The organism is Pseudomonas sp. ZS1P83 (assembly GCF_054897825.1).
In genome coordinates this window covers 3,448,848-3,472,652 of record NZ_CM142706.1, presented here as the reverse complement: position 1 = coordinate 3,472,652, position 23,805 = coordinate 3,448,848, and the positions used below count along the sequence as shown (strand labels likewise).

The window sequence follows — 23,805 nt, the reverse complement described above, 5'->3', positions numbered from 1 at the left end:
GTCAATTCCTGAATATGATTTTCATGGCTGCTACTTTACACGCTGGGAAGGGAAAAACCGGGGGAAATTCTGAGGTGAATCGGGGGGCGTCCTCCTTGACGCCGACGCAGCTTAGAGACTGTGCGATTGATTCTCAAGTGCTATTTTTTAATTAGTTTGGGCCAATGATGCCGGGCTTCTCTTGCCAACGAATATTCTTTTGATATCAACCGCGCCATCGAATTTGCAGCACCTAAAGACTTCATTAGCCTGAAGGTAAAGCCAGAATAACTGGCAAAAAAAGACCCGGCAAAAAGCCGGGTCAAAAACCGTGATTAGCCTGATGAGGAGAGAGTCCAGGAGACCGACCTAAGGTCACTTGGACAATCGACTGATCTCGCGACCAGCCGAATGCAATAATAATCATTCTCGTTTGCAAGTCAAATGTTTTTATCTGCTCGATTGGACAATTCTTTCCCGTCCTCCTCGACAGTACCCTCGTCTCACTCGTTCTGATCGCCCTCCAGGGATCGATCCACCATTGCCTTGGCCATGTCGATCATGTGTACCGCCGAAAACGCCAGGTCGCGGTTTGTGCCGTGCAGATTGTTGGCTGATTCGTACGCGGTGGCGGCGGCACAACGCAACAGATCCGAAGCATGGACCAGTGCTTCTTCGCAGCTGATGTTGCGGTTTACGTCAAAGAAACGTTCTTCGACCACTTCCTCTGAAACAGCTGGTTTCAAGTAATAGTCCAACGCGCGTTGCGCGGCGGCAGAGCCTTTGGGCGAGGTGAGGCTGGTATCGATTTGCATGTCTGGCAGGTCGTTGCAGGGGATGGACATGGCGATGGCGAGCTCCGTGATAGATTCAGATCCGTGAACCCATCCTAGCGACGCGTGCCATCAAAGTGTGAACTTACCCAATGAGCTAGAGCGGCTGTCCGGTCGGCGATGTCATGTGCTTGAATTTCAGTGTCAGCAGAACGCGAAATTATCCCTAATCGAGACGTTTACTACTGAAAAAAGTGAGCGCGCTTCAGCATACGACAACTATGTCTGACGGTAACTCATCATGAATTTAATTTTGAAAAGGGCGGGGCGCACAGAATCTAACAAACAAAAGGTGAGGACTTGGCTTTTGTGACCGAGCATTGAACGGGTAGTGAATCTTTAGAAGCGGTTTCTGAGTTGGGCGAAGGATGGATTATGGGGAGCGCGCCCGGGTGATGAGTGTTCACAAGCCAAAACATCTGACAGATAAACAAGGTGGATAACTTTTGAGGTTGTTTGATTGATGCAATCGAACTGGCGAATTAAACCTAGTTTAATACATTTTTCTAACTGGTTTTCAGAAAAATCACCAAGATCCTGCGCCTGGCGTTTTGTTATAAACCGACGGCATTGTTTTTCCATGGACTTCAATGTTTTGTCGTCGTAAAAGGTTTCTCGTAGAGTATTTTTTCGACAGTGTACTTTATTGCTTCCGAATCGATGTGAGAAAGCACGGTGAGACATGTTTAATCGCGCCGCAGCTTCCTTGCTGGTGTAATGGTGTTTGCGCCAGTACCTTAACTCGGAATGAAGGAAATGTGGTAAACGGTTTGCGTCGAGGGATAACATTTTTTTAATATTTCTGACGAAAACTTGAGGTTGTTTGAGCATGATAGTAGTTGTGGCAATTTTTAAATTAAGTTCTTCTGCGATCGCTGAGGGTGGGAGCAAGTATTTTCGGGATTTTCGAACGGGCTTTCGTGAGTCGTTGAATGCGATTATTTGATCTATGACTTTCGAATTGATGGATGCTCTGGGGTAGATCCTGAAACGGGTGTAGGAGGTAGAAGGTAGTTCGAGGGCCTGTATATTAAGAGATTTTAATACTTCATGAAGTGTTGTTGAGAAAATTTTTATAGATAAAGCAGACGCTAGCTCGGAACTGCTAATGTAGGTGGTGGCAAAATTCGTGATGTTTTTTTTTGCTATGAGTATATGCGTTTTGTTGATTTTTATGCAGTCTTTAAAGTATCCGTAGTCTATTAGGTTGTGTATCTGCCTGTAAGGCAAGTGCAGTATTTTTACTGCGTCTAGCATATGGCAATAATCACTCCGAATGATGTTGTGAAAATTCGGCAAATGGTTTGCACATCCAATTTTATCGGCCACAAATTCACACATGTTGTCCGAAGTGTAGTAGCATTTTTTGCCGATGCGTTTTTTGATGACGTTTTTTATGGTTGTGGCTTCAGAGAGCGCTGTCTTGGTCATGGCAAGATGATGAACAAAATAATCAGATGTCAAACTAAATTTTGCACAACAATTTGGTTTTGCGCAGGGAGTACTTTTCCATCGTCGTTGAGCGTTAAGCTTGGCAGTGGTTGCCTGTATCCAAGCGTCATTAGATAAAAGCCAAGGGGCGGTAATGGCGGATGGATGCATTTGCCCATAGCTTTTAATGCCCGCATTGAGGAAGTCTGATAAGCATTTTTCATTTCGCAATCCAATTTCCAGTGCGGTGCGAAAAATGTCAAATTTAGAAGGAGTGGTTGGAGTTCGGATGTTGAGGCATTGAAGTGCAGCAAATGTTCGATTAAAGGTTTCTTGGTCATGGTTATGGAATAGTTTAAGTAGCTTAAGACCTGAATCATCAGTATCGTAGACGGACGGTGAAAGCCGTAAATCGAACCCGCATCGGCAATGATAATCTACCGATTCCTTCCATTTAAAAGGACGATTACACACTGCGCACACTGTCAAATATTGTACGTTATGATAGGGGCACGATTGGAATCCCGCAATGTCTTGAATAAATCTCATATGACCTTCTTGAAGGCAAAGTGGGCAAAATACGCAAGGTCGCCGAAGCGCCGTCCAGGGTACTGTCATTCCAGCAATTATCGTTTCGTCACGATATGTATGCAGTTTCAACAACTGTGAATAGAAATTTTTGTTTAATGGAATTGCGAGGGCAGGGCATTCGCCGCACAGTGCTATACACATATTGCCGTCTGCGAAAACCAATTGCAGCAAACTTTTTGTTTTTGAAATGTTTAGAGCAGCTTTCAGTTCATGAACAGAGTTGTATCCATTATGGAAGGCCGTTCTCATCAGGATGCTACTCGGGCTTTCCTCGTGATAGGGAGTGGCCACAAAGCAGAGGCGTTTCATGGGGAGTGCCCACTAAGTATATTATTTATTGTGCGGGAATCTACGGTGAACGGATTACCCTGCAATGAGAAAAATGGAATGATATCCAGGTCGTCGAATGCTGAGATGCAGTCTTCTCGAGTTAAGGTGTTTTCTTCTCTGAGAAGCGCGACTAGCAGAATTTCCGAAAGCAGCAGACACAACGTATTAAGGTTTCCTCCGCTGATGACATAAAAAATCTTTTTTGTTCGCTCATCTAGGAGGAAAGGTTCTGCACGGAAATCACCAATTTTTACCATCTCACCAATTAAAGTAGCTAGAAATATCTTGAATTCTGAATTGTATCCGAGGTTGTTCAGTCGGGCTCGGAAAGGGTAGCGTCTTGCCAGTTGTGAGTGGTCGTCAATAATGGCTTCACAATTGGGCGTCCCAACTAAAACAAATGGCACCAAAGTGTTATTCATTAGCGATTTTACCCAGTTACACAGGGTCTCGCGAGTTTTGTCGGCTCCTTTTTCAAGCAAGTGGTGGAATTCGTCGAGTATTATGACTTTCGTCTTGCATGTCTTCAATTTGGTTATTATGAGGTGTTCGAGTATGGCGTTTCTGGAGTAGGTGTCGGTGGCGCCTAATTGGTCGAGAATTTCGACGGACAAACTCTTGATGGTGCAGCTGGCTGGAATTGAACACAGGAGAGCTGGTGTATAGCGATAGACGCCATGAGAGTCCTCTGCATCAACAGGTACTCCCAGAATATTTACTAGGTTCCTGCAGATGGTCGATTTACCTGTGCCGGCAGCACCTAACAGCATTGCACTGCTTGGTTCTCGACGTGTGGATGTCACGCTAACGCTGTGCATAATCTTATTGATTGCTCTCTCATATGACGGATATAGTACTGTCAGACTTGAAAACGCTATTAGTTTCGCTATGATAAAGTCATTCATCTTTGTCGTCCTTCGGGGAAATAATTGGGTAGGCGGAAGGGCCATCAAGGTCATCCTTGCGTAAAGCTTCAGCCGGAGCTGGAAGTCCAGGGCGTGTTTTGGATGTTTTCTTGATATTGTTGTGTTGCACATTGGTCTTCTTGGTGGATTTTTTTACTGTAGTTTTATTGGTGGTGACTTTCGCTTTTTTTCCTTCGCTGATTAACTGAATTTCTTTGTGAATTTCGAGAAGTGTTTGCCGTGCGTGAACGTCGGAAAAAGCAAGGCGTTTTTGTTTTAGTTGCTCCAGCACCAGTTTGTGTTCAAATAAGGTCAAATGGTTTTGATAGTGTGGATCGGTAGCGTAGGCTTCAAATAATTCTGTGGGTCGTTCCGGGTGAGCAACCCATACAGTCGACAAGTTTGAGGGGTCATAGTAAATCATTGCCTTTTGATTGGCTTTTAAGCGGTGTGCTATGTCCGACAGCGCGGGGCCGGTCCAGCTTAAATTAAGAAAATGAACACAGCCATTTGCACATTTTCGAAATATTATACTTCGGCAAAGTCCGTCCAGATCTTCTCTAGAATAGCGTTCCGGTGGGAGTTGTTGCGCCAATGCGGCTGTCCAAGCCTGGTGCGGGGTTTGGTGTATCCCGGTATGGTAAAAGTCATGGTATACATCTCGAATCCAACGTGAAAAAACATCATTTAGTTTTTCTAAAGTAAGGCAGGCTTTTTTATCAGAATTATAATCACCTTTCATTTCTCTATTTGAATAGGTGGTGCCGGGTATGGCGTGAATTAAGTTTGTATTAAGTGTGCCAAAAAAACGCTCGATGTGAGCTTTCACATCTGGACAACCAGGTGGCCCGTAGGTGAGTTTAAAACCCAGTATCGCAGCAATGTTTTGGATCGTTTGGTTAGCAGTTTCCATGCCGTTGTCCAATACCAGTTCTTCCATGCGTCCACCGGGCTCGGAATCCTCTGAAGTTTCGAGCGCCATTCGGAACGCGCGGAGCACCTTTTCTGCGCATGGCGGTACAAATGAAAGTTCCCAACCGATAATACAACGAGTCATCACTTCGATCAGTATGAATAGCCAAGGTCGGCCCATGTTGTTGCCGTTTTCATCGACCAGTTCTAAGTCGACCAAATGAGAGTCACCTTCCACGACGGCTAGCAATGCCGCGGGTACATCCTGCTTCAGGCCATATTTATGAGCTTTCTGGGCATGGCTTAAGCCGTGGTGATGCAGATCCAATAAATAGCGGTTTATTTTTCTAATTGCCCGATGAACCGTACTCAATGACGGAATCTCTATTGGGGCGATATTAAGTGGTAGGTTGGCACGGTTTGTGTTTTCAATGTGTGAACAAATGAAACGGTATAAGGTTTTGACAGTTGGATGAGGTCTTTTCAGATAAAAATTGTGAGTGTATTCTCGGATGATGGTATGAGTGGCGTCGTTGAGTTGTTTGCCTCGCGGAAGATTGCTCGGGTGTTTGAGGAGTGCAAGGGGATTGAAGTTGGCTGATCTGTACTCGCGGAACCAGGTATAGACGGTGGTGTAACAAGGTGGTTTTAAGTCGCCAATCCTGGCAGCCAATAATGTCAATTCATTGATTGTTTGGGAGTGAGGTAGCGAACCTTGATATTTTTTTCCAAGGCCGCGTAGATAGTACGCTTTTCGCTGCACGTCCTTGGATTGTTTGGTGTTCAAGTCAACCAAGATGGAAGTGAGTGATTTGTCTATCGGTGCCTGTTGATGCAGTGTTAGCTCCCCGTTCACTTGCAGGGCACGAAACGTATCGTGTGGAATAAATACGTAATGTTTACTTTTGATTGACCGAAGCGCGATCTGCGTGGGATTGACAGTGATTATTTCGTGGATGTCTTGGTATAGAGCGTATTGAGCCCCGGGCCTTATTGGCAAGCTGTTCATTTGGAACTCCAAAGTACTAGTAACGTGTTTAAATTTAATGGTTGTTTACGGTCTATCCAGATATCCCCTTGGATGATGGCGTTAGCGAATAGCCCTCATCGAAGGGGCATCTGATTGCATGAGTAGTTCTCCTATGGATAATGAGCTTTTGCCTTGTATTTCGTTGACTAAGTACTGGTATTCGATTTCTGTGGCTTGCAGTGATCGTAGGTATAGCGTCTAAAGAGCGAACTAATATCATTTAGTTTTTCTAAGGAGAGACAGGCTTTTTTTATCCGAATTATAATTACTTTTCATTTCTCTATTTGAATAGGTGGTGCTGGGTATGGCGTGAATTAAGTTTGTATTAAGTGTGCCAAAAAAACGCTCGATGCGAGCTTTAACAACTGGACAGCCAGGCGGCCTGTAGGTGAGTTTAAAACCCAGTGTCGCCGCAATGTTTTGGATCGTTTGGTTGGCAGTTTCCATGCCGTTGTCCAATACCAGTTCTTCCATGCGTCCACCAAGCTCGGAATCCTCTGGTAGCGAACCTTGATGTTTTTTTCCAAGGGCGCGTAGACAGTACGCTTTTCGCTGCACGTCCTTGGATTGTTTGGTGTTCAAGTTAGCCAAAAAGGAAGTAAGTGATTTGTCTATCGGTGCCTGTTGATGAAGTGTTAGCTCCCCGTTCACTTGCAGGGCAAGAAACGTATCGTGTGGAATAAATACGTAATGTTTACTTTTGATTGACCGAAGCGCGATCTGCGTGGGGTCGGCAGTGATTATTTCGTGGATGTCTTGGTATAAAGCGTGTTGAGCCCCGGGCCTTATTGGTAAGCTGTTCATTTTGAACTCCCAAGTATTAGTAAAGTGTTTAAATTTAATGGTTGTTTAAGGTCTATCCAGATATCCCCTTGGATGATGGCTTTAGCAATAGCCCTCATCGAGGGGGCATCTGATTGCATGAGTAGTTCTCCTATGGTCAGTGAACTTTTGCCTTGTATTTCGTTGGCTAAGTACTGGTATTCGATTTCAGTGGCTTGCAGTGATCGGAGGTATAACGTCTGAAGAGTGCTTTTTCTTGTTAATTGCTCGGGTGGCGGATCTTCAATTTTGAGGAAGCCGTAGTGAAGTTTTCGAGCTTGTTTTTCGAATAAATGCAAAATCTGCAAGTACCCGGGAGAGCACCGATCGAACGTTGGCTTCACTTCTGAGAAATAATCAGTATGGTCATGAGTTCTTACAAAAAAATCCGGGGTGTAATGGATTTTTTTTCGACCGAACCTAAAGTCAGCAGTTACCGGTTGAAGGAAATAAGTTCTGACATTTTTATCCAGCTCTAGAACAACACAATAATCGGCTTCGTGGCGACTTTCACATATGATTTGTTTGTTGTTTTTTTGTGAAGGAAAAAACACAATGTGTTTGCCGTAGTGTGAACGGTTAAAGTTTCTAACTGGTTCTCCCTCTTCGGGCGACCATTCGCGATTTAGCATGTTATGACTCCTGTGGAGCGCTGCAACGGGGTTTGATAGCGGATATGGGCGGCGAGATGAAGTGTCTCCGGGGTGGGGCACGTTCAAGACGCCGAATTCCGCAGTGGAAGCGATCTTTGTTTAGAGTAATTGGCTATATACCTGTACTTCTTGTCGTTTTTCTAAACGGCCTCTATTTTGTTGTTTTGAGGTGTTCGATATAAACAACGTTACACCAGGCAGGTAAAAAAATATAAACCCGTAAAACGTCCCCAAAAAAGCATGTTTTTATATTGCTTGCGGGCTCTAGATCGCGCTTGCTAAGCGGGGCGGAGGTGCGTTGAAAAATACACCCATGAAAAATTTGCCCCGTACATACCGTTGGTACGAATGAGCGTAAACTGCGTTGTACCCGCAAAACTGATCTCGTCCGGGAGCATGATGGCCAGACCGAGGAAATCGAAGTGTCAACACTTTCGCGGCACGCTTATTGCCCATGCGATTGCTGATCTGGTGCAGGTACATCACACAGCATTCGGGTTAACCCGTTGGTTTGAAATCGTGTGCCGGGTTCCTAGATACTCTTTTCCGGATAAGATGTTCCAGGAGTATCTGAGTGGGGTTGTACCCTTCCATGCACGAATACAACAAATTCTCCGGGGTTGTCCTAAGGCGCAACACTGGATCAGACACCCACTCTATCGAGCATTAAGTCAAAATTATGGGGAGTTTGAAGAGTTGCTGATTGACTCTGGGGAGTTTTGCGAAGTATGCGATGGCGATGACTTGATTTTTTTCAGGTGGCTCCCTAATCACTGGGCGGTGGACGTGGAGCTGGCTCGGTTACTTACTATAATATGTGGGCTTCGCCCAAAAGACAGACTCAGGGTGCAATGCTGGAGGTATTTCCCCACTCTTTTGGCGGTAACATGTTATTTGACGCCTGTGGGTTTCGTAAGATATGCACTGTTTGATTTAATAAATAGTCTGCTGGGTATCGAACTGCTAGGGCCTGCGAAGTGGGTCGGAGACGGGTGGCCAAAAACACGCTCGGAATTGGATGCGCTCGTGGCATTCTGGGCCAAGTGGATCAACTCTGCGCGTGTGGTGGGACTGATCAACTCTGATGAAAGTGCGGCTAAGTTAACTCGGCTTGTTCAGAAGCTTGCGGACGATAAACAAAAACATTTGTTTGATACTCTGACGCTTGCGGCCAACGAACACGTTTCTATTTTTCACTATCCTATTTTACGCCGCCTCTATCAGGCGTTGCGTCGTCATCCTCCTTTTATGCTCCAGGTGGGTGACCCTCCCAAGCCCGGTCAATTGGTCAACTGAGATGCGACACGCAAATATATGCACGTTTAGATTGGGGTATTTCCATATACCGATCTCTTAGGCCTCTATCCTTTTCCACTCAAGTATTGGCCGGCTGTTTTCACCGGAGTGTCTTGACGTCGGCCATGAGCGGTCAACCGAACGGTCAGTGCGTGAGGCACAGTTCATACATCACCTCGATCTACGGCAAGCATCACTGGCGTCTGGATCCGCCAATTTGCGACTCAAGGGGGGGCGACTGTCTTTCATCACAAACTAAGTTAAGGCAGGTGCAGAGGCCACCTTTGTGCGCGGTCTTGTATGCCGCCACGTTAAGTTTCAATTGCTCGGTTAACCCTGAATCAGTGCACCATTGAGCCGATGAGATAATCCCCACATGCGCGGAGCCATTGAGTACGGAGTAGTAATGTTGACGAGGTGTTTCAGGTCACAGGTGTGTTACTGCTCTGCTGAGCCAATTGCATTTGGAGCCTCTCGTTTTGCTGGGATATTGCTCGGAGGTCCTTGGTGCCCTGGCGATGCATGAGTAGATAACGTTTGGCTTTTTCGTGTAGCGCCGCCCATTCGGTCGATAGCGCCTGGATTCGCTGTTGGTCCGTTTCTCGGCTCCTGACGCATTCATGAAGCTGTAAACGCAGCTGTTGCAGTTCACGCTCGCACGCCCGGGTTTGCTGCTGTTGTTGCCGTTGTTCGCCGCTCAGGCGTTCCAAGTCGCGATACATCTGGCCGGCTTCCTCCTGCTTGGCCAGTACCTGTCCCTGCAAGGTACGGCGTTCCTGCTGCAGCTGCTGCAATTGAGCCTCATGCCGACGCGACTCTTGGTCACGTTGTTGGGCTTGTTGTTCGCGGTAGTGTTCGAGCGCGGCGCGGGCATGTCGATGCTTGTCTTCGAGGGACTGGATCTGGGCGGCACGCTCCTCCAGCAGCCGGTCCAAACTGTGCTCGGCTTCACGCAGGCGTTGACGTTCGCCTTCGGCCTCGTTTAGTCGTTCGCTCAACGCGCGTTCCCGTTCCAGTCCCTCGCGGCGTTCAGCCAGTGCGGTGGCGTGTGACTGCTGCATCTGCTCCAAACGTGCCTGTTCGGCAATGCGTTGGCGAGCCAATGCCTCTTGTTGGCGTTGCAGGCGTGCCCGGTCTTCGGCCACGGCCGCCAAGGCGTGCTCGGTCAGGCGCTCGGCTAGACTGCTGATGTACGCCAGCAGTTCGTCACCCAGGTTAACGGCGCGTGTACTCGGTCCACGCTCCGCGAGTTCCTTGAGGAAGCGCTGAATGGTGCTTTTGGAGCCGGTGTTACCCAGTTCGACACGGACGGCGTCGATGCTGGGATGCACACCGCGTGCGCGCAAGGCGTCACACGCGTCCTGCACCAGGGCCTTGTTGATGCCGGCACGGGCCATACTGGTTACTCCCAATCGGAGCCTTACTCAGATTATTTCGTACTGTTTTACAGGGTATGTGATTACACCTAACACGCTACGCAGGATTGTGAACAAATTCGGACGAACTGGCGTTTGAGAATCAGGATTTCTTGAACGTGATAAGCCTTTTTCAGTGGATAGTACTGAAATCGCGGTATGCGGGAGGTAGGGTGAGCAACACGGCCGAGCGGTATCTGCAAGCGGCGCGACGCGCCAGCACTGTGCGCCGCTATGCGCAAGCCGTTGAGCACTTTGAAGCGGAGTGGGGCGGGGTGCTGCCGGCCTCCAGTGAAAGCGTCGTGCGCTACCTGGCGGCCTATGGGGCACAGTTGTCCAGCAACACCCTGCGCACGCACCTGGCGGCATTGGCCCAGTGGCATCAGCAGCACGGCTTCGCCGACCCGACCAAGGCGTCGCGGGTGCGCGATGTCTTGCGCGGCATTCAGGCACTGCACCCGCAACCCATCAAGCAGGCCGAAGCGCTGCAGTTACAGATGTTGGAAGCGTGCGTCGAGGGTTTGGCCGGGCAATTGACCTCGGATCAATTAGCGGTGCGGCTGCGTGCGGCGCGGGATCAAGCGTTGATCCTGATCGGCTTTTGGCGCGCGCTGCGTGGCGACGAATTGTGTCGGCTGCGAGTCGAACATATTCAATTGCGCGAAGGGCAAGAGTTGGAAATTTTCCTGGCAAGCAGCAAGACCGACCGCGACCATCGCGGTCGTACACTGGTGGTACCGGCTCTGAAGCGGCTCTGCCCAGTGGATGCCTACCAGCACTGGCTGGCGGTCAGTGGCATCAAGCAAGGGCCGGTGTTTCGTGCAATCGATCGCTGGGGGCACTTAGCGGAAGAGCGAGTCAACCCGAATAGTCTCTCGCGAATTTTGCGTCTGGCGTTTTTGCGCAGCGGTGTTGCTGGCGAGGGTTACACCGCGCATTCACTGCGCCGCGGTTTTGCCACCTGGGCCAGTCGCAACCAGTGGAGCGGCAAGGCGCTGATGGAGTATGTCGGTTGGCGCGATGTGCAGTCGGCGGCGCGCTACATTGAGGCTGATGCTCCCTTCGGCGATTGGGCACGTTGAGCGCACAGACGGCCAAAGGGGATGACCTGGCGGGAAGGGTACGGGTGCATTGCCACCACTGACTCCTGGATGATATCGGCGGCATTGCTTCGCCAATTGTCGAGCGGCAAGCCGCCATATTCGGTGAGCTGAGAATGGTAGGCCGACCATGTTGGTGGTGGACCCGGAGCGGTCGCTCACGAAATGTTTAACCCCCCGTGTAAACCGTTTTTTTGATCGGTAAACCATCGAGGTTAACGCTTCAAAAAATTGGTTTACAGCAGCCGTGTCTCTTCAGCCAATACCCTTACTAGTTACCTTCAGCCTTGAGTGCATGCAGTCAATGCACAAGGCCAGCGCCCGCTTTTGGTTGGTTCAAAATGCTCTCATAGGAATCGACAACCGTCGACAGGGACGCTCAAGCAGTGGGTAAAGCGCTATCAGAATCGACCGGCCGCACTGTCGATCGGTCTCCAGAGTGCTGTCATTCTGGGACGCCATATCTGCAAAGCACTGGACGTTGTCTCCGCGAAATCTTTAGATTTTGCACAGGAATGTATGTGTGCGTTGACGGAGGCTTTTTGCCAGACGTCACTTGGATCTGTACTTAACTAGCGTTCGACAAAGTGTAGTCAGTAGGCTACAAGTGATACTATGATCAACGGATCAGCAAGGCGCCCGAGTTCGATATAGGGCTCGATGGTGTGAAGGGGGTTCAGGGAAAGGCGGCTGTTCTGTCGCGATTGGGCCGAGCCCGGGAAGACAATTTTGGAGATTGCGAGCCGGTAGGCGACGGCGTGAGCGAAATGCGTGTTTTTGTCGACCTAGGTTACAGAGTTTCGCACTGGCCAGACTGCTTACCTAATGCTTTGGGGAAGTGATAAAACCGACCAAAAGAGAGGAATCAAGCGGGCAAAAGAGATCCTTGTCGCCTGAGAGGTAAATGAGATGAACGAATCGAAATTTAATCCCGGGGAAATGCCGATCCTCGACCTTGATACTTCTGGTACCAGCCTCTACGAAGCTTCGCGCTTCCTTGACAGCCCGGAAACCATCAGCGCGTATCTTGCTGAAAGTATGAAGGCCCAAGACCCGCAAATGCTCATGAAAGCGCTCGCCGAGGTCGCCAAAGCCCAAGGCGTGAACAAGGTTGCCCAAGAAGCGGGGGTTAATCGAGAGAGCCTTTATAAATCGTTTAAAGGCGGCGCAAAAATTCGCTTTGAGACCGTCAAGAAGCTGTTGATGGCGGTAGGGGTAGAACTCACCGTGCAGCCGATTGCAGCAAACCAGTCGGCTCCAAACTTCACCAAACCCGCTGCGGCTGTTGCCAAAAAAACTGCGACAGCGAAAAATGCTGTAGCAGCCAAACCATTGGTAAAGAAGCCAGATGCCTCGGGGAAAACACGCAAAGGTAAAGCCATTGCTGCTGCGCGGGGGAAGAAAGGCCAAGTTGAAATTGAGGATAGCCTCGCCGAAGGGTGACATCCGCAGATTCGACCGTACCTTTAGCAAGACGAGTGCATTTCCAATCTGCGGGGTCTTTCTGATCTGAATGGCCGATTGCTCTCAGTCACGAAGGGCAGCAGTCGACCCAGGCTGTGTGAAAACGCTAGTGATTGTCTAACCTTCTGATCGCCTAGATCGTATCGGGGGCGATCATGAAGCGATTCATTGAGGGTGAGACTCGGACGCAGGTGACGCTGCTGCCGGAGCGCCTGGACGACTACGTAACCGAAAAAAATCCAGTCCGAGTGGTCGATGTTTTCGTCGATGAACTCAACCTGGGTGCACTTGGTTTTGAGGGCGTCGATCCTTCGCAAAGACAACGGCAAAGCCATTTTTGCAGCGTATGCCGCCAGTTCGTAGTTCTTTGCCGCAACCTCAATCTCTTCTCTCAGTCGATCATCGCCATCGACGGCAGCAAATTCAAAGCCGTCAATAATCGCGACCGCAACTTCACTCAGGGTAAGGTGAAGGCACGCATGCAGCAGATCGAGCAGAGCATTGATCGCTATCTGGCGGCGATGGATTCGGCGGAACGGGCAACGCCCGAAGTGGCCGAGGCCAAAGCAGTGCGGCTAAAAGAAAAGATAGAAACACTGAAAAAGCAGATGCAGAAACTCAAGGAAATCGAGGTGCAGCTCCACGAAAGTCCAGGCCAGCAGATCTCCCTCACAGACCCAGATGCACGCTCAATGGCCACGAGCGGCCGAGGCACCGGAACGGTTGGCTACAACGTACAAACAGCTGTAGACGACAAACACCATCTGATCATTGCCCATGAGGTGACCAACGTTGGTAATGATCGTGGGCAACTGAGCAATATGACGAACCAAGCGCGTGAAGAAATCGAGGCTGAATCGCTAACGGTGGTGGCCGACCCAGGCTATTACAAAGGTCTGGAAATCCTTGCTTGCGAGCAAGCCGGCATCACTACCTTCGTACTGAAACCCCTCACATCTGGCAGCAAAGCCGAAGGCAGATTCGGCAAGCAGGATTTCATCTATCTTATTGCGTCGGACGAGTATCGATGCCCTGCGGGGCAGTTATTGGCAAGGTACTCCTTATGAGCGGTCGTTCTACTGCATCACACCACCTGAACATCCGCCAACCCCGCTTCCAGCATTTCACGAAGCCCACAGCCGCGGCGGGCGATGAACACCAGTTGTACGGCGTGCTCCGGCGTTTGTCCGGTGGCCAGGCTGAACTGGCTGCGGGCACCGACATGCTGCAACCAGTAGGGCTGTTCGTTGCCTTGCAGTTGCACCAACCCCTTGAGGCGGAAGATGTCTTTGGGAAGTCTGGCCAGCCATTCGCGCAAGGCTTTGGGCGGCAGCGGGTGCGGGCTGTTCCAGACCCAGCTTTCGAACAGCTGGTCATGGCGCTCCGGCAACGGAGTGATCTTCGGGCCCACGCGGTTGCTGCGGTCCGACAGCAGCAACGCATCGGGCAGTTCCGCTTGTACGGTGTCGAACACTGGGGCGCGGCTGCCGAGGGACGCGCGGATACTGTTCAGCTCGGCCGAATCAACCAAGTCAGATTTGTTCAGTAGCACCAGATCGGCACACGCTACCTGCGCTCTGGAGAGCCGAGCGAATTCGCCTTCCAGTGCGCTATAGCCCGTGGCGTCGACCAGCGTGATGACTGCATCCAGATGCACGTTTGCACGCAGTTGTGGATAACCCAGGGTCTGCACGATGCGCTGGGGATCGGACACCCCGCTGCATTCAATAACGATACGTTCCAGTCGCGGCTGCATCTGCGAGAGGCTGACCAGTTGTGCCAAGAGGTCTTCCTGCACGGTGCAGCAGATACAGCCATTTTGCAGGCTGTACACCGCGTCGGTGACCTCAGCAATGATTGCGGCATCGATGTTCAACTCGCCGAAATCATTGACGATCACCGCCAGCCGCCCGCTGTCGGCACGCTGGACCATGCGGTTGAGCAGGGTGGTTTTGCCGGCGCCGAGGAACCCGGCGACCACCGTCACCGGAATGCTTGGGAGGTTCATCAGGCCTGCCCCTCGATGACGGGTGGCAGACCTTGCCAGACGGCTTTCAATGGTGTGTCGCTGAACGTTGACTCGCGGTCGTACACCGGCCGGCCTTCAACAAAGGTCAGTTGCACCTGGGTGCGATGGATGTAATTGCGCGGCGCCTGGGCGAACAGGTCGCGGTCGAGCACGATCAGGTCGGCGGACTTGCCGACTTCCAGGCTGCCGGTCAGATGCTCCAGACCCATGGCGTGCGCACCGTTGAGGGTCGCGACTTGCAGTGCCTGTTCCAGGGTGATCGGTTCGCCGAAACAGTCGGGTTCCTGGTTCCACGGGTTCTGCCGGGTGACCATGGTTTCCAGCGCCAGCCATGGATCGATCGAGGCCACCGGCCAGTCGGTGCCCATGACGGCGATGCCGCCAGCGGCCAGCACACCCTTGAAGTCATAAATGCGCTTGAGGCGTTCCTGGCCGTAGCCGGAGCGCGCGCCGCTGGCGAAGGGTGTCGGGTACCAGGCTGCCGGGGAGAACTCGGCAATCACGTTGAGTTCCTTGAAACGCTTGAGGTTGCCCGGGTGCAGCAAGGTGCTGTGGGCGCACTGATGGCGAATGCCGCTGTAACCGTTGCGCCGCCGGGCTTCGGCGACCGCATCGAGGAACACGTCGGAAGCGCCATCGCCGGTGCAGTGGGCGATCACGCGCAGGCCGCGACGGTCCATGTCCACCACCATGTCGGTGATGTGCTCCGGGGTCAGGTTGAGCTTGCCGCGCCAGCTCGACTCCTGCGACCAGGGGGTCATCAGGTACGAAGACTTGGGCTCCACGGTGCCGTCGAAGTGGAATTTCACCGCGTTGGCGTTCAGGCGGGCGCTGCGATAGTAATGCCGTTCACCGCTGAGTAATTCCCAACGGCGACGGACCGGAAAGATGTCGTCCTGCCAGCTGATCGCTGCTTCTACGCGCAGGGTCAGTTCACCGGCGTCATCCAGTTCCTTGAGGGCTTCCAGACGTCGTTCGCAGACATGCACGTACTTGGTTGCGGTGACACCGCGGGAAGTCTGGAAATGCACGCCATCGCGATAGGCACGGCGCAGCACGTCCACCGGGGTCGGTGGCATCGCGGCGTGGATCAAGGCATAGGCGCCATCGATCAACAGGCCGTTGGGTTCGCCGCTGAGCTCATCGCGTTCCATGTAACCGTTGCGCGGGTCGGCGGTGTGGCGGTCGATGCCGGCCAGTTCGAGGGCCTTGGAGTTGACCATCATGGTGCCCCACATGCGGTCGAGCAGGGCCACCGGGCGGTCCGGCATCACGCTGTCGAGCCACTCGCGGCCTGGCGTCAGGCCGGCTTCGCGGAAGGTGTAACGCACCCAGTATTGCCCATAGATCCAGCCGTCACCGGGGTGGGTATCGGCGTAGGCGTGGATCGCCGCGACCAGTTGTTCGGGCGTCGGGTCTTCGATGCCGACATCCAGGTCGTCGCTGTAACGCGGTGTCAGCGCCAGATCCGGGTGGGTGTGCATGTCGTGCAGGCCGGGCATGCAAAAAGCGCCGTCCAGGTCATGCTGGCGGGTGTGCGGGCCGATCAGTGATTGCAACGACTCAAGACTGCCTACGGCGATGAAGCGGCCGTCACGAATGGCCACCGCCTCGGCCCGGGGTTGTGCCGGGTCGAGGGTGTAGAAACCGCCGTTGTGCAGCACCAGTTCGGCGTACGGGGCAACAACGGAGTGGGTCGAGTTGAATTGGTCTGACGTGGTCACGGGGTCAACCTCTTGATCATTGCCTGCTGCTGGATGGCGGGCATTACAGTCTCTTCAGTATTTAGCGGTTAGCGCGCAGCGACTCGACAAAACCGGCGATGCGTTGGCAGGCGTCTTTGAGGCTGTCATCGGCGACGGTGAAGGAGATCCGCACAAAACCTTTGGCGCTGGCACCGAAGGCCTCGGCATCAAGCACCGACACACCGGTCTGGCGGAACAGCTGCCAGGCGAAGTCCATGCTCGAGAGCCCGGTACGCCGGACGTCCACCAGCATGAACATGCCGGCTTGCGGTACGCGGCAATCCAGCTCGGCGACTCCACGCAAGCCCGCGACCACCAGATCGCGCCGGCGCCGGTAGACTTCAAGGGCGTGGCTGACCACCGGCTCATCCAGCTCCAGCGCCTTGAGCGCGGCTTCCTGAATGAACCCCGGCAAGCCGTAAAGCATGCACAGCAGCAGGTTATCCAGGTGGCCGATCAAGGTCGGCGGGGCGACCACCCAGCCGACGCGCCAGCCGGTCATGGCATGGCTTTTCGACAGGCTGTTGAGCACCACAGTGCGCTCGGCCATGCCCGGCAACGAAGCAATGCTCAGGTGTGGGCGGTCATACGTAATCTGGCCGTAGACCTCATCGGAAATCACCCACAAGTCATGGCGCCGGGCGACGTCGGCCACCGCTTCCAGTTCTTCGCGGCTGTAGACGTTGCCAGTGGGATTGCACGGCGTGGCCAGGGCGATACCGCGAGTCTTATCGGTAATAACGGCTTCCAGCGCCGCGCGGGTCAAGCGAAAACCATTGGACGCCGGTTGTTCGATGGTCGCGATGCGCGCCCCGGAGGCGTGAATGCAGGCTTCGTACGTCAGGTACATCGGCTCCGGCACCAGTACTTCGTCGCCGTGGCTGAACAGGCACAACGCGGTGGCAAACAGACCGTTTTGCGCGCCGGCCACCAGCGCGACGTTTTCGGCTTTCACCGGGATGCCTTGCAGGACGCTTTGCTTGGCGGCAATCGCTTCACGCAACTGCGGTCGGCCAAGGACGTGGGTGTAATGGGTGTCGCCTTGACGCAGGGCCTCGACCGCGGTCTCGCAAATGGCGCTGTCGGTGGCAAAGTCCGGGTCGCCGATGCTGAGGACAATCACATCCTCGCCACGACCACGGGCTTCGATGGCGGCGTAATGAATGTCCCAGGCGCTGACCGACTCGCCGCTGATGCGCTCGACAAAAGGTGAATAACGCATTGTGTTCTCCTCGCTGGTGATGACTGCCAGCGTCAAAAAAAAGGGGGGTTCAGGCCTGGCGCTGCGGGGTTTTGCCCAGGCGCGAGAAACCGTGTTCGATCACAAAAGCCAGGACGATGTAGACCACCGCGACTGCCAGCAAGGGTTCGTAAACCCGCAGGGTCTGGGCCCGTACCAGATTGGCGGCGCCCAGCAGGTCGGTGACGGCCACGGTCGAGGCCAGGGCGGTGGCCTTGAGCAGCAGCACCGATTCACCGACCAGGGTCGGACGAACCATCTGCAAGGCGCGGGGCAACCACACGCGGCGCAACACCAGAAAACGCTTCATGCCATAAGCGCGTGCGGCTTCCAGTTCACCGCGAGGCACCGCGCGCAGGGCACCACGCAACACTTCGCCAACGTAGGCGCCGACACACAGGATCAAGGCCAGCGCCACGTACCAGAAACCTTCACGCAGGTACGGCCAGATAAAACTGCCGCGAATCGGCGGGTAGGCGGCGAACAGGCTGCCGACGCCGTAATACAGAATGTAGATCTGCACCAGCAACGGCGTACCGCGAAACACACTGGTGTAGGCGCGCATGCTGCCGCTGATCAGCCGGTTGGGCGACAGCCGCCCGAGCGCCACCAGCACCGCGAGAATAAAACCGAAGAAACCGCAAAGCCCGAGCAGCTTCAGGGTGATGCCGAGGCCATGCAGCAGCTCGCCGGCAAAACTGTAGATCCAGGAAAAATCCATAGGGCGAACTCCTTAGTGCTGCGGCATCCAGCGATTGATACGCCGCTCGAACAGCCGGAAGGCCCCGTTGGACACCAGGGTAATGATGAAATAGACCGCCGCTACCGCGAGGTAGAACACCAGGTAATGCTTGGTCGACCCGGCAGCTTGTTTGCCCACTGAGAGCAGTTCGCTGTAGCCGACGATGCTGATCAACGCACTGTCCTTGACCAGCACCAGCCAGAGGTTGGACAAACCGGCCATGGCGTACGGCAACATGCTTGGTAGCAGCACCCGGCGCATCAGCAACCAGCGCTCGATGCCGAATGAACGCGCCGCTTCGATCTGGCCAAAGGGAATGGCCTGGATCGCACCGCGGATAATCTCTGCCGAATAGGCGCCCTGAACGATCCCCAACACCAACACCGCCGCCACGAAACCGTTGACCGTGACCACCGGTCTGCCCATCGCCGCCATCGCCATGTTCAACAGGTCGGTGCCGGCGTAGTACAGCAACAGGATCAACAGCAATTCCGGCACCGCGCGGTACAGCGTGGTGTAGGCGTTGGCCAGGCGAACCAGCCAGCGAGGGCCCTTGAGCTTGATCATTGCCACCAGCAGGCCAATGCTCAACCCCAGTACAAAAGCCCCCGCGGAAATCTGCAGGGTCACCACGGCCCCGTGCAGCAGGGCGTTGAGCCAGCCGTCGGCGACGAACAGCTGGGTTATCTCGGACAAAGAAATCATGGCGTATCCAGTCGAAAAGTAGCGCTAGAACAGGGCGGCTTACTGCGCAGCTTATTTTGCAGAGATGTCGACACTGAAGAAGCGGCTGCGGATCTTGTCGTAGCTGCCGTCGGCTTTCAGGGAGGCCAGCGCGGTGTTGATCTTGTCTTTGAGGGCGCTATCACCCTTGCGGATGCCAGCACCGATACCCGAGCCGAACAGCGGATCCTTGGGGGCCAGGCCTTTGTCGGCGAGACCGGCGCCGGCCGCGGTTTTGATAAAGGGTTCGATGGTCAGTGCGTCGGCCAGCATCACGTCGATCCGGCCGCTTTGCAGGTCGGCGGTCATGTCGTCCTGGGTGTTGTAGTAGCGCAGCGTCGAGCCTTTGGCGTAGTACTCCTTGATAAAGGTCGCGTTGGAGGTCGAGCCCTGCACGCCAATCACTCTGCCCTTGAGGCCTTCAGGCGTGGTGACCAGCTCCAGGCTCTTGTCGGCCACCCACATGGCCGGGGTCTGGTAGTACGGCTGGGAGAAATCGATGACTTTCTCGCGCTCGGCAGTGATGCTCATTGAGTTGAGGATCACATCGATCTGGCTCGATTGCAGGGCCGGGATCAGTCCGTCCCAGGACACTTCCTTGAGCGGGCACTCAGCCTGCATGCGCTCGCACAGCGCCTTGATCAGTTCCGGCTCGAAGCCGTTCCAGTCACCGTTGCCGCTTTTCATGGAGAACGGCGGGTAGGGTTCCTGGGCAATACCAAAAACGATTTTTTCTGCAGCGACGGCGTGCTGTGCCAGCACCGCGAACAAGCAGCCACCGGCGAGAGTCTTGAGGATTTTTTTCATGGCTTTACCCTTTATTGAAGTTATTGTTTTCAAGGATTGAAGCGGTCAATCAGCTGCGGTTTTCCTGCGCCATCACGAACTGGCGGCAGCGTTCACTGTTGGGGTTCAGGAAGACTTGTTGCGGCGTGCCTTCTTCTTCCACCATGCCTTGATGGAGAAACATCACCTTGCTCGACACGTCTCGGGCGAAGGCCATTTCGTGGGTGACCAGAATCATCGTCCGACCTTCTTCGGCGATGCCCTGAATCACCTTCAACACTTCACCCACCAGTTCCGGGTCGAGGGCGGAAGTCGGTTCATCCATCAACAGCACTTGCGGGCGCATCGCCAAGGCACGGGCAATCGCCACGCGCTGTTGTTGACCGCCGGAAAGGAATGAAGGGAAGACGTCGCGTTTGTCCGCCAGACCGACTTTCTCCAGCAGATGCTCGGCGTGGGCGATGGCGTCCTTGCGGTCCTCACCCAGCACGTAGACCGGCGCCTCGATGACGTTCTCCAGCACCGTGCGGTGCGGCCACAGGTTGAAGCTCTGAAAGACCATGCTCAGCCGGGTACGCAGACGCGCCACTTGATCGGGGTCGGCAATCAACGGATTACCGGTGCGGTCATTCTTCAAACGCACTTCTTCGCCGTTAATGCGCAGGCTGCCGCTGCACGGAATTTCCAGCAAATTGATGCAGCGCAGCAGGGTGCTTTTGCCGGAGCCGCTGGAACCGATCAGGGAAACCACTTCACCTTCGTTAGCACGCAGGGAAATGCCTTTGAGGACATGGTGAGCGGCATAGCTCTTGTGCAGAGCGTCAATCGCTACCACCGGATTTACGGAGTTGGACTGCAAGTGCAAGGGTTGTCCCTCTTGTTTTTGTAGTGGTGCCGGGCATCACAGACGGGTCGTGGTGGCTACCGAGAATAGCCAATGGCGCATAGGGGTCAATCGAGCATTTTTTGTGTAACCGTGAAATTAAATTCAACAGTTGCCCGAGGAGCCGGGAGTTTTGCTGGCGATGTCTGTCGGACAATTCCCGTTATCGTGAAGGTATGTTCTCCCGTCACTTTCCCCAGTGTGATTTCGACTTATGCGTTTCCCTTCAATGACCGCTTTGCGGGCGCTGGATGCGGTGGCCCGGCTGGGTAGCGTGTCCGACGCTGCCAACGAGCTGAACCTCACGCCCAGCGCCATCAGCCACCAGATCAAGAGCCTGGAGCAGACCCTTGGCTTCGCGTTGACCGAGCGCACCGGGCGCAACATCCGCATTACCTGGCAGGGCGAGCGCTACGCTCGGGACATCCATTTGCTGCTGGCCAATATCCTTGAAGCAGGCCAGCGCTTCGATGGTCAACAGGTCAGCGGGCGGCTGTGTATCAGCAGCCCGGCAGGGTTTGCGACGTACTGGTTGTGTACGCATATCGCGGAGTTCCAGGAGCTTTATCCACAGGTCGAACTGCACCTCATTTCACCGCGCACCCCGGATGACACCAGCGATAACACGCCCGATCTGTTCATCGCCTACGGCATGGGCGACTGGCCTAATCAGCATGTGCAGAAAATCGTCTCGCTGCGGTTTTTCCCGGTGTGCAGTCCGCGACTGGTCAACACCATGGGTGGTTTGAAAAACCCGGAAAACCTGGTCGGCGCGCCACTGCTGCACATGATCGATTACTCCGACTGGCGAGTCTGGCTGGCCGCCGCTGGCGCGCCGAACGTGGACGTGCAGCGGGGGATTGTCTTTGCTGACGCACACTTCGTGCAGTCGGCCTGCATCGCCGGTCAGGGGATTGCCATGGGCGACAACCTGATCAGTGGCGAGGCGTTGGCCAAAGGACTTTTGGTGCGTCCGTTCGAAACCGAAATCGAATCCAACCGGGGTTACTACCTGGTCGCCGATCAGCAGAAAGTCGAGCGCCCGGTGGTGCAGGCCTTCAGTGACTGGGTCAAGTCGCAGTTGGGTGGCATCGTCGGGCTGCACTCGGAAGTCCGTCGCCCGTTGAAAACGTGAATTTTATTGTTCAATCGCCTCGAAATTTTTTGATTGTTGCAAGGCGCTGCTTGGCACTACTGTCCTGCGAATGAATACCTGCCGATTCGCTCGATGACCGTCGGCGCAGAACAATAAGAGGAGTGTTAAATGACCACCTGTGCCCAGTCGCTGGTTCGCTTGCTTGAAGGTTACGGCGTAGACACCGTGTTCGGGATTCCCGGGGTGCATACCGTCGAACTGTACCGGGGCCTGCATGGCAGCCGCCTGCGGCACATCAGCCCGCGCCACGAGCAGGGCGCCGGTTTCATGGCCGACGGTTACGCCCGCGCCAGCGGCAAACCGGGGGTGTGTTTCATCATCACTGGCCCCGGAATGACCAACATCCTCACGGCCATGGGCCAGGCTTACGCGGACTCGGTGCCGATGCTGGTGATCTCCACCACTAACCGCCGTGAGCACCTGCGTCTCGGTCACGGGCATCTGCACGAAATGCCGGACCAGCGGGCGATGGTCGCCGGCGTCTGTGCCTTCAGCCACACACTGCAATCGCCGGCGGAACTGCCTGAACTGCTGGCCCGCGCTTTCGCCATTTTCAAATGCGCCCGACCACGGCCGGTGCACATCGAAATCCCGCTGGACGTGCTGGAGATGTCCGCCGATGACCTCAGCCTGATGCCACGCAGCCTGCCTGGTGCTCCGGCGCCGGCGCCGGCCTCATTGCACGCTGCACTGAATCTGCTGAACGAAGCGCGACGCCCGTTGATTCTGGCCGGTGGCGGGGCGCGCGATTGCGCCGAAGTCCTGCAGCAACTGGCCGAACGTCTGCAAGCGCCGGTCGCGTTGACCACCAATGCCCGGGGCTTGTTGCCGGTCGGCCATCCGCTGCTGCTCGACGGTGTGCAGTCGTCGGCCCATGGTCGGTCGCTGTTCGACGAGGCCGACGTGATCCTGGCTGTCGGTACCGAACTCGGTGAGACCGACTACGATTTCTTTGGCCTCGGACCACTGAAATTCAAGGCGCCGTTGATTCGTCTGGACATCGATCCGATGCAGGTTATGGGCGTGCAGCGAGCCCACGTCGGATTGGTTGGCGATGCTCGCGAAGGCTTGCTGGCGCTCTTGGCCAATGTTGCGGCACCGGTTCAGAGTGGTCGTTGGGCGCTGGATAGCGTGCAGCGGGTCAACCAGATCGAGCGCGACAGCTGGACCGCCAAGCAACAGGGTTTGCAAGGGTTGCTCGACGTGCTGCGCGACAGCCTGGTCGACCCACTGATCGTCGGCGATTCCACGCAACCGGTGTATCAGGGCGCAGTGGGCTACCAGTCGCCGAAACCCAACAGTTGGTTCAATGCCGGAACCGGTTACGGCACCCTCGGGTATGGTTTGCCTGCGGCGATTGGCGCCAAACTGGCCAAGCCCGAGCGCGCGGTTGTTGCGTTGGTGGGGGATGGCGGTTTGCAGTTTTCCTGCCCCGAGCTGATCGCTGCCCGCGAGGCTGGTGTGGGCGTGATCATGGTGCTATGGAACAACCAGTGCTACGCCGAAATCCGCGACTACATGCAGGCCCGGGAGATCCCGCCACTGGGCGTAGACATCATGACCCCAGACTTCGCGGCCATGGCCCGCAGCTTTCACATCGACCACCATGCCCCGAAAGATCCAGAGGCGTTGCGTGCATTGTTACTGGAGTTGGCGACGACGAAAGTGCCAGTGATGATTGAACTGGACGCGGCGGTGTATCTGGCAAACGCGAGTTAAGAGAAACTGGCAGTACTTTGA

At 54.2% G+C, this 23,805-nt stretch carries 18 protein-coding genes and 3 pseudogenes; 7 read left to right on the top strand and 14 right to left on the bottom strand.

Annotation, left to right across the window (positions count from 1 at the left end):
• Nucleotides 1-482: 482 nt before the first annotated feature.
• The 6 genes from ACYZT0_RS16610 to ACYZT0_RS16585 form a co-directional block, all read right to left on the bottom strand.
• Entirely contained in the window at nucleotides 483-824 is a 342-nt protein-coding gene (locus ACYZT0_RS16610) for a DUF6124 family protein (protein ID WP_462042162.1), read from the bottom strand.
• Between the two features lie 327 nt (nucleotides 825-1,151).
• On the bottom strand, nucleotides 1,152-3,143 hold the full coding sequence (locus ACYZT0_RS16605) for a TniQ family protein (RefSeq protein WP_462042161.1): 1,992 nt from the start codon (nucleotides 3,141-3,143) through the stop codon (nucleotides 1,152-1,154).
• Nucleotides 3,140-4,069, bottom strand: coding sequence for a TniB family NTP-binding protein (locus ACYZT0_RS16600; protein WP_462042160.1), 930 nt, complete (start codon nucleotides 4,067-4,069; stop codon nucleotides 3,140-3,142). Before ACYZT0_RS16600 ends, ACYZT0_RS16605 begins: the two co-directional genes overlap by 4 nt.
• Entirely contained in the window at nucleotides 4,062-5,990 is a 1,929-nt protein-coding gene (locus ACYZT0_RS16595; RefSeq protein WP_462042159.1) for a hypothetical protein, read from the bottom strand. The genes ACYZT0_RS16600 and ACYZT0_RS16595 overlap by 8 nt, the downstream gene beginning before the upstream one ends.
• A gap of 237 nt (nucleotides 5,991-6,227) precedes the next feature.
• Nucleotides 6,228-6,815, bottom strand: coding sequence for a hypothetical protein (locus ACYZT0_RS16590; protein WP_462042158.1), 588 nt, complete (start codon nucleotides 6,813-6,815; stop codon nucleotides 6,228-6,230).
• On the bottom strand, nucleotides 6,812-7,465 hold the full coding sequence (locus tag ACYZT0_RS16585; protein WP_462042157.1) for a hypothetical protein: 654 nt from the start codon (nucleotides 7,463-7,465) through the stop codon (nucleotides 6,812-6,814). Before ACYZT0_RS16585 ends, ACYZT0_RS16590 begins: the two co-directional genes overlap by 4 nt.
• A gap of 1,047 nt (nucleotides 7,466-8,512) precedes the next feature.
• On the opposite strand from ACYZT0_RS16585, the gene ACYZT0_RS16580 reads away from it, so the two are divergent.
• On the top strand, nucleotides 8,513-8,782 hold the full coding sequence (locus ACYZT0_RS16580) for a hypothetical protein (protein WP_462042156.1): 270 nt from the start codon (nucleotides 8,513-8,515) through the stop codon (nucleotides 8,780-8,782).
• A gap of 422 nt (nucleotides 8,783-9,204) precedes the next feature.
• Here the strand turns inward: ACYZT0_RS16580 and ACYZT0_RS16575 are convergent, their stop codons facing one another.
• Nucleotides 9,205-10,179 (bottom strand): DNA-binding protein, encoded by a 975-nt coding sequence (locus tag ACYZT0_RS16575; RefSeq protein WP_462042155.1) that lies wholly within the window; start codon nucleotides 10,177-10,179, stop codon nucleotides 9,205-9,207.
• A gap of 191 nt (nucleotides 10,180-10,370) precedes the next feature.
• On the opposite strand from ACYZT0_RS16575, the gene ACYZT0_RS16570 reads away from it, so the two are divergent.
• The 4 genes and pseudogenes from ACYZT0_RS16570 to ACYZT0_RS16555 all read left to right on the top strand — a co-directional run.
• Nucleotides 10,371-11,279 carry a site-specific integrase gene (locus ACYZT0_RS16570; protein WP_462042154.1) on the top strand — a complete coding sequence of 303 codons (909 nt, stop codon included), beginning with the start codon at nucleotides 10,371-10,373 and terminating at the stop codon, nucleotides 11,277-11,279.
• 644 nt (nucleotides 11,280-11,923) lie between these two features.
• A pseudogene (locus ACYZT0_RS16565) lies at nucleotides 11,924-12,194 on the top strand (type II toxin-antitoxin system RelE/ParE family toxin).
• A gap of 12 nt (nucleotides 12,195-12,206) precedes the next feature.
• A pseudogene (locus ACYZT0_RS16560) lies at nucleotides 12,207-12,608 on the top strand (addiction module antidote protein); the annotation flags it as partial.
• Between the two features lie 308 nt (nucleotides 12,609-12,916).
• Nucleotides 12,917-13,822, top strand: a pseudogene (locus ACYZT0_RS16555) (transposase); the annotation flags it as partial.
• 23 nt (nucleotides 13,823-13,845) lie between these two features.
• Here ACYZT0_RS16555 and ACYZT0_RS16550 read toward each other — a convergent pair.
• The 7 genes from ACYZT0_RS16550 to ACYZT0_RS16520 form a co-directional block, all read right to left on the bottom strand.
• Complete coding sequence (locus ACYZT0_RS16550) at nucleotides 13,846-14,769, bottom strand: CobW family GTP-binding protein (protein WP_462042153.1); 924 nt, start codon at nucleotides 14,767-14,769, stop codon at nucleotides 13,846-13,848.
• Nucleotides 14,769-16,514, bottom strand: a complete 1,746-nt coding sequence (locus ACYZT0_RS16545; protein ID WP_462042152.1) for an amidohydrolase — start codon at nucleotides 16,512-16,514, stop codon at nucleotides 14,769-14,771. Before ACYZT0_RS16545 ends, ACYZT0_RS16550 begins: the two co-directional genes overlap by 1 nt.
• 61 nt (nucleotides 16,515-16,575) lie before the next feature.
• Nucleotides 16,576-17,757 (bottom strand): pyridoxal phosphate-dependent aminotransferase, encoded by a 1,182-nt coding sequence (locus ACYZT0_RS16540; RefSeq protein ID WP_462042151.1) that lies wholly within the window; start codon nucleotides 17,755-17,757, stop codon nucleotides 16,576-16,578.
• 49 nt (nucleotides 17,758-17,806) lie between these two features.
• On the bottom strand, nucleotides 17,807-18,496 hold the full coding sequence (locus ACYZT0_RS16535) for an ABC transporter permease (protein WP_462042150.1): 690 nt from the start codon (nucleotides 18,494-18,496) through the stop codon (nucleotides 17,807-17,809).
• Between the two features lie 12 nt (nucleotides 18,497-18,508).
• A complete protein-coding gene (locus ACYZT0_RS16530; RefSeq protein ID WP_462042149.1) occupies nucleotides 18,509-19,222 on the bottom strand; it encodes an ABC transporter permease in 714 nt (237 codons plus the stop codon).
• A 51-nt stretch (nucleotides 19,223-19,273) separates the two neighbouring features.
• Complete coding sequence (locus ACYZT0_RS16525) at nucleotides 19,274-20,047, bottom strand: transporter substrate-binding domain-containing protein (protein ID WP_462042148.1); 774 nt, start codon at nucleotides 20,045-20,047, stop codon at nucleotides 19,274-19,276.
• Nucleotides 20,048-20,096: 49 nt separating this feature from the next.
• On the bottom strand, nucleotides 20,097-20,891 hold the full coding sequence (locus tag ACYZT0_RS16520) for an ABC transporter ATP-binding protein (protein WP_462042147.1): 795 nt from the start codon (nucleotides 20,889-20,891) through the stop codon (nucleotides 20,097-20,099).
• Between the two features lie 232 nt (nucleotides 20,892-21,123).
• Here ACYZT0_RS16520 and ACYZT0_RS16515 point away from each other — a divergent pair, with 232 nt between their 5' ends.
• Entirely contained in the window at nucleotides 21,124-22,044 is a 921-nt protein-coding gene (locus ACYZT0_RS16515) for a LysR substrate-binding domain-containing protein (protein ID WP_415765008.1), read from the top strand.
• Nucleotides 22,045-22,173: 129 nt separating this feature from the next.
• Nucleotides 22,174-23,784, top strand: a complete 1,611-nt coding sequence (locus ACYZT0_RS16510; RefSeq protein WP_415765007.1) for a 5-guanidino-2-oxopentanoate decarboxylase — start codon at nucleotides 22,174-22,176, stop codon at nucleotides 23,782-23,784.
• The last annotated feature ends 21 nt before the right edge of the window (nucleotides 23,785-23,805 follow it).

Coding starts and splice junctions, on each gene's coding strand:
- ACYZT0_RS16610 (WP_462042162.1), bottom strand. CDS start 824: ATGTCCATCCCCTGCAACGACCTGCCAGACATGCAAATCGATACCAGC.
- ACYZT0_RS16605 (WP_462042161.1), bottom strand. CDS start 3,143: ATGAAACGCCTCTGCTTTGTGGCCACTCCCTATCACGAGGAAAGCCCG.
- ACYZT0_RS16600 (WP_462042160.1), bottom strand. CDS start 4,069: ATGAATGACTTTATCATAGCGAAACTAATAGCGTTTTCAAGTCTGACA.
- ACYZT0_RS16595 (WP_462042159.1), bottom strand. CDS start 5,990: ATGAACAGCTTGCCAATAAGGCCCGGGGCTCAATACGCTCTATACCAA.
- ACYZT0_RS16590 (WP_462042158.1), bottom strand. CDS start 6,815: ATGAACAGCTTACCAATAAGGCCCGGGGCTCAACACGCTTTATACCAA.
- ACYZT0_RS16585 (WP_462042157.1), bottom strand. CDS start 7,465: ATGCTAAATCGCGAATGGTCGCCCGAAGAGGGAGAACCAGTTAGAAAC.
- ACYZT0_RS16575 (WP_462042155.1), bottom strand. CDS start 10,179: ATGGCCCGTGCCGGCATCAACAAGGCCCTGGTGCAGGACGCGTGTGAC.
- ACYZT0_RS16550 (WP_462042153.1), bottom strand. CDS start 14,769: ATGAACCTCCCAAGCATTCCGGTGACGGTGGTCGCCGGGTTCCTCGGC.
- ACYZT0_RS16540 (WP_462042151.1), bottom strand. CDS start 17,757: ATGCGTTATTCACCTTTTGTCGAGCGCATCAGCGGCGAGTCGGTCAGC.
- ACYZT0_RS16535 (WP_462042150.1), bottom strand. CDS start 18,496: ATGGATTTTTCCTGGATCTACAGTTTTGCCGGCGAGCTGCTGCATGGC.
- ACYZT0_RS16530 (WP_462042149.1), bottom strand. CDS start 19,222: ATGATTTCTTTGTCCGAGATAACCCAGCTGTTCGTCGCCGACGGCTGG.
- ACYZT0_RS16525 (WP_462042148.1), bottom strand. CDS start 20,047: ATGAAAAAAATCCTCAAGACTCTCGCCGGTGGCTGCTTGTTCGCGGTG.
- ACYZT0_RS16515 (WP_415765008.1), top strand. CDS start 21,124: ATGCGTTTCCCTTCAATGACCGCTTTGCGGGCGCTGGATGCGGTGGCC.
- ACYZT0_RS16510 (WP_415765007.1), top strand. CDS start 22,174: ATGACCACCTGTGCCCAGTCGCTGGTTCGCTTGCTTGAAGGTTACGGC.